The organism is Thermoplasma sp. (genome assembly GCF_023256435.1).
In the GTDB taxonomy this organism is placed as follows: Archaea; Thermoplasmatota; Thermoplasmata; order Thermoplasmatales; family Thermoplasmataceae; genus Thermoplasma.
Map to the genome: position 1 here is coordinate 1 of NZ_JAGDXM010000056.1, position 5,223 is coordinate 5,223.

At 42.0% G+C, this 5,223-nt stretch carries 5 protein-coding genes and 1 pseudogene; 5 read left to right on the forward strand and 1 reads right to left on the reverse strand.

Going from position 1 to position 5,223, the window contains the following annotated elements:
• Positions 1 to 72: 72 nt before the first annotated feature.
• From Q0C15_RS07555 to Q0C15_RS07570, 5 genes and pseudogenes are all read left to right on the forward strand, one after another.
• Positions 73 to 1,032, forward strand: a complete 960-nt coding sequence (locus Q0C15_RS07555) for an ABC transporter permease (protein ID WP_297217997.1) — start codon at positions 73 to 75, stop codon at positions 1,030 to 1,032.
• A gap of 2 nt (positions 1,033 to 1,034) precedes the next feature.
• A pseudogene (locus tag Q0C15_RS08020) lies at positions 1,035 to 1,532 on the forward strand (ATP-binding cassette domain-containing protein); the annotation flags it as partial.
• 270 nt (positions 1,533 to 1,802) lie between these two features.
• A complete protein-coding gene (locus tag Q0C15_RS08025) occupies positions 1,803 to 2,603 on the forward strand; it encodes an ABC transporter ATP-binding protein (protein ID WP_367181993.1) in 801 nt (266 codons plus the stop codon).
• Positions 2,603 to 4,036, forward strand: coding sequence for an ABC transporter ATP-binding protein (locus Q0C15_RS07565; RefSeq protein WP_297218003.1), 1,434 nt, complete (start codon positions 2,603 to 2,605; stop codon positions 4,034 to 4,036). The genes Q0C15_RS08025 and Q0C15_RS07565 overlap by 1 nt, the downstream gene beginning before the upstream one ends.
• Positions 4,014 to 4,349: a hypothetical protein gene (locus Q0C15_RS07570; RefSeq protein WP_297218006.1), complete on the forward strand. Its 336-nt coding sequence runs from the start codon at positions 4,014 to 4,016 to the stop codon at positions 4,347 to 4,349. Before Q0C15_RS07565 ends, Q0C15_RS07570 begins: the two co-directional genes overlap by 23 nt.
• 15 nt (positions 4,350 to 4,364) lie before the next feature.
• Here the strand turns inward: Q0C15_RS07570 and Q0C15_RS07575 are convergent.
• Positions 4,365 to 5,223, reverse strand: an 859-nt coding sequence (locus tag Q0C15_RS07575; RefSeq protein ID WP_297218010.1) for a radical SAM protein, incomplete at its 5' end; no start/stop codon positions are given.

The following is a 5,223-nucleotide window of genomic DNA, read 5'->3' on the forward strand; positions in this document are numbered from 1 at the left end:
TATTTGCAAATCTTATCGTAGATGTTGTATATGCCTTCCTTGATCCGAGGATAAGGTATTGAGGTGCAGTATATGGCAGAAGTCGAGGTATTCAGAACAAAGCGGAAAGAAGAAAAAAAGAGATCGGCAAGGCTCGAAGATTTCTTGTTCACTCTTAAATTAATAGTGCATAACAGGATAGCTTTCGCCGGTTTGATCATAACGCTTGCGTATTTCGTCATAGCAATAATAGATTATATAGATCCGAAATGGCTCGGCGTGTCAAATCTCAGCGATGCGCTGGCGTTTCTTCATGGTAAAGCGTATTATCCCAGTGCTACCCTGGTCACTCCACCAACATTGGCGCATGGCTGGTATTATTGGTTGGGCACCACGGAATACGGCATACCTATACTCCCTGATATGCTGGCTGCCTTGAAGGTAGACCTGACGCTTTCCGTTGAGATAGTTCTGACGGGCGCATTGATAGGGCTCATACTCGGCACCGTATCCGCTTACTATGGCGGCCTGATCGATGAGGCGATGATGAGAATAACTGATATATTCTTCAGCATACCTGCTCTTATTCTTGCATTGGCTATAGCTTTCATTATAGGTTTGACATTCACAAATATTGCGCTTGCCTTCATCATAGTCTGGTGGCCAATATACGCCAGGCTAGGTAGATCTCTGACTTTGTCTATCAAAAATATGAATTTTATTGAAGCAGCCAATGCCGCGGGTTCCTCTTCAGCTAGAAATATATTCTATCATGTAATTCCGGGAGTACTTTCACCATTGTTCGTGCAGTTCTCGTTGGATATAGGTACTGTGGTACAGCTTTTCGCGGCGCTTGAATTCCTAGGCGTGGTTCCGGTAGATCCATTCCTTCCTGAGCTTGGAAGGATGATGGTCTGGGGTGAGACCTATCTAATATTTGGTAAATGGTGGGCTGTTATTGTGCCTGCTATATTCCTAATGATTTTTACAATATCAGTCAGTTTGCTTGGGGACGGTCTTAGAGACGTTCTTGATCCAAGACAGAGGAGATGAGGATGATTCAGGAAGAACAAACTAAGGAAAAAGAAGTTGAACCCGTCGTGAAGGTTTCTAACCTTGTCACGCAGTTCTTCACATACAAAGGAATTGTTAAGGCTCTCGATGGGGTTTCATTTGAGATAAAACCAGGTGAAATACTTGGGCTTGTGGGTGAAAGCGGTTGCGGCAAAAGTGTTACTGCAACCTCTATCATGGACCTCATACCTGATCCACCTGGTAGAATAATATCTGGCTCGATTTACATCGATGGCTTCAATACATTAGCAGATCTTGACAGGCAGGCCAAGATAATCATAAAATCAGAAACAAATGTAAAGGTGAAAAGAAATAAACGTTATATTAAAAGGCACAACTTTATAATGTCCCATATAAGGGGAAATAAGATCTCTATGATATTTCAGGAGCCTTCATTATCTATGAATCCGGTTATGAGAATAGGCGATCAGATCATTGAAGCCATCCTTTTGCACAGCAAAATAGAGATCGCTGATAGTATCATAAGAAGAGAGACTATGACAGATCAGGATATTCAGAAGTTCTACGATGAAGCAATAAAGATAAAGAAGCATTTGGATCTGAGAAGATTTGTGCATCAGTGGTCTCAGGATTATGGAGTAGCAGAGGCAGAGGATGGCCTGATAGAGATCATTGAAAGGAACGATCAGAACGCAATCCAGGAACTTAGGAATATAATAGATGAGCAGAAAACAAAGATAAACCTGAAATATATACAGCAGGAAAGAGAATATGAAAGGTATAACAACATGCTATTTGATCTGAATCTTCAATTGCTTGAAGCTGAGAGCAGAAATGATGCGCTGAAGATCAATGAACTGCGCGGCCAGATAAAGAGAGTGCAATCTTATATAAGATCTAGATTTACCGGATACAGATTCATCAAGAGGTTCATCGGAAGGAAAATAGAGGAACCCTTTAGAAAGGAGGCCAGAAGAAGAGCACTAGAACTGCTTAAGCTGGTTAACATTGCAGGCCCTGATCGTGTTATCGATTCATATCCCCACGAGTTGAGTGGTGGAATGCTGCAGCGATCCATGATAGCTATGGCTTTATCGTCGAATCCGAAGATTCTCATAGCGGATGAACCAACAACTGCACTTGATGTTACTACGCAGGCTCAGATTCTTGACATCATGAAGGATCTCAACAGGGTTACCAAAACATCGATACTGTTCATTACGCATGACTTGGCAGTGATAGCTGAAATGTGCCATCGTGTTGCTGTTATGTACGCTGGCAATATAGTCGAAGAGGCACCGGTTAAAGAAATATTCAAGAATCCGAAGCACCCATATACAGTAGGCCTTCTGAAAGCCATACCGAGACCAGATGTTAAGGTTAACAAGTTTGAGAAACTAGAATCTATAAAGGGATCTGTACCAAACCTGATAAATCCGCCATCCGGATGCAGGTTCAATCCTAGATGCCCCTTTAAGATGGATATATGCGAAAGAGAAAAACCAAATCTTGTGGATATAGGTAATGGTCATAAAGTTGCGTGTTTCCTGTTCGAAAATCAGAATGGAACCAGAAAGGAGGCGGAATGATGCAAGATGAGATCATACTTTATGTCTCGCACTTGAAGAAATATTTCGATATTCCAAATGGACTTGGAAGGAACCTTGGGTATGTCAAGGCGGTGGATGACGTCACCTTTACCGTGAGGAAAGGTGAAACGCTGGGAATCGTCGGTGAAACTGGTTGCGGAAAGACAACCCTTGGCCGAACCATACTCCAGCTGACTAAGGCCACGGACGGCAACGTTTATTTCCATTTAGATCAGGATATAATGCGAAAAGCAATAGAGATGGAGGAGGAATACTATTCTCTCAATCACAAGAAGGAAAAGACTGAAGAAGATAAGAGGAGAATAAAGCAGATAGAAGAGGAACTAATACCGTTTAGAAAAAAGTATTCGCTTACAAAGATGAAGCCTAAGGAGATCAGAGAATACAGGAAATACATGCAGCCGGTTTTTCAGGATCCATTTTCATCGCTGGATCCCAGAAAACTAATAAAGGACATCATAGCAGAGCCCATGAAACTTCTCACAAAGATGAGCAAGGACGAAATAATGGAAAAGGAAAAAGAACTTATCAACGAGATAGGGCTAAGCGAAGACCATCTCTATAGATTCCCCCATGAGTTTAGTGGCGGGCAGAGACAGCGTATAGGAATAGCAAGGGCAATATCAATCGAACCAGATATGCTGGTCCTTGACGAGCCAACTTCTGCGCTCGATGTTTCTGTGCAGGCCCAGATACTCAACATGCTAAAGGAGATCCAGCAGAGAAGGAATCTCACATATCTCTTCATCTCGCATCATCTTAACGTGATAAGGAGTATGTCTGATCGTGTGATGGTAATGTACCTCGGAAAGGTAGCCGAGATAGCTGAGACACACACGCTGTTCACCGAGATGCTACACCCATATACGAAGGCACTGCTATCTGCCATACCGATCCCCGACCCTGAGACAAAGAAACAGCACATCATTCTCGAAGGAGAAATACCAAGTCCAGTGAACCCACCGAAGGGATGCTACTTCCATAACAGATGTCCTGAGGCTATGAGAAACTGTGGATGGTCTCCAAGGGATCTGTCTGAGCCAATAAGAGATGCATTTGATGTGTTCAGGAATCCAGAAGCAGAGGCTCTACCTGAGATCTCAAAGATCGTTATTGACGAAGATAACAATGTTCTCCATGTCAGATTTTCAAACGTGGTTCAGGAAAAGGATAGAATAATGTCTGTAGTCAAGGCGATAATAGACAAGGAATCGCTTGGCAAACGTGGTATAATGTACAAAGCTATAGAGAATATTTCATGGGAACCGGATGGAAAATCGATTGCGATCAAGATGATTGAACCAGATATTCCAAAGCTGATAGAAGCCAAGAAAGATCACTATGTTGCATGCCTTCTTTACGAGGCTCCTGTCAAGGAGGAACTAACAAATGCGCCAAGTGCAGATAATTGAAAAGGAGGAAGAGGAAGAAGTAAAAGAAAGCAAGCAGCTTACGCAGAGGGAAAAACTTGAATACATATTCGGCGATTTTCTTCGGGGTTTTTACCTCGTGGGCTGTTTGTTTCTGGATATACTCGTAGTCGGTTTTTCTGTAAGTTTTATCCCTAATTTTTCGTTCTATGAAGCCGCGGTTTCCAACGTTTTTGGACTGAATCTGCTGCTGTTATATTCAATAATCGCTATCGTCTTTTTAGAATGCATATTAATATATTATCAAGCAAAGGGTTTCAAAAGATTTTTCCTAAGAGAAGGTCATTATCTATAAGATAGTGAGGGTATTTTAAGAGGGAATGTCCTTGACCCTCCTTTGTTCTATATATTTTATGTGTCTCTTCTTAACGTGGTTGAACCACCAGATCTTTCCAATGAGCGATGCTGCCTCGAAGTTTCTGTCTATTGATGGCTCAAGGAAGCATTCTGTGAAGCACTGATTGCAGTGATTGTCATATATTTCCCACTCAGGTTTTTTATTCAACACAACTTCCACATGGTCAAAGCACGGATGCACTTTTCCTCTGTAGTCTGTATAGAATATTTCCTGACCTGCCTTGCACTGCAGCTTTGACTTCCCATCTATATAATTTACAGCTTCCAGATAATAGGATCGCATGTTCCCGAACACATGCCTGTGATAGTTCTCATAAGCATAGCTGAAAGCTTGCCTGATCATATCGTTTGTCACTTGAAAATCTTGGAAATAATAAGCATCCTGCTCGGGGAAGCACATTGAAAGCGGAACACCAAGTTCATTATTAGCGAATTCTGCTATTTCTCCAACCTTGAAGTAGTTGAAGTTTGTGACAAGCATGTTGGCTGTAACGATCTTGACGCTGTTTTTTGCCTCCTTTATGGTAGAAACAACGGTATCGAATATCTTCAGTCCCCTGTACTCATTATGCTCCTCAGGGATGTTGCTGTCGAGAGAGATCGTGACAGCATCCAGATACGGATATAGTTTTCTGAGCACATACGGATTCGTTCCATTGGATGCTATATGGGTAAAGAAGTGGTTTTCTTTCAGCTTTCTCACTATATCCACAACAGACTTGTTGAGTGTTGGTTCACCTCCGGTCACGGATACTATCTTAATACCATTTTTCTTCATCTCCTGAATATGTTTATCTATCTGATCCTCCGGA

Coding starts and splice junctions, on each gene's coding strand:
- Q0C15_RS08025 (WP_367181993.1), top strand. CDS start 1,803: ATGCTATTTGATCTGAATCTTCAATTGCTTGAAGCTGAGAGCAGAAAT.
- Q0C15_RS07570 (WP_297218006.1), top strand. CDS start 4,014: ATGCGCCAAGTGCAGATAATTGAAAAGGAGGAAGAGGAAGAAGTAAAA.
- Q0C15_RS07565 (WP_297218003.1), top strand. CDS start 2,603: ATGCAAGATGAGATCATACTTTATGTCTCGCACTTGAAGAAATATTTC.
- Q0C15_RS07555 (WP_297217997.1), top strand. CDS start 73: ATGGCAGAAGTCGAGGTATTCAGAACAAAGCGGAAAGAAGAAAAAAAG.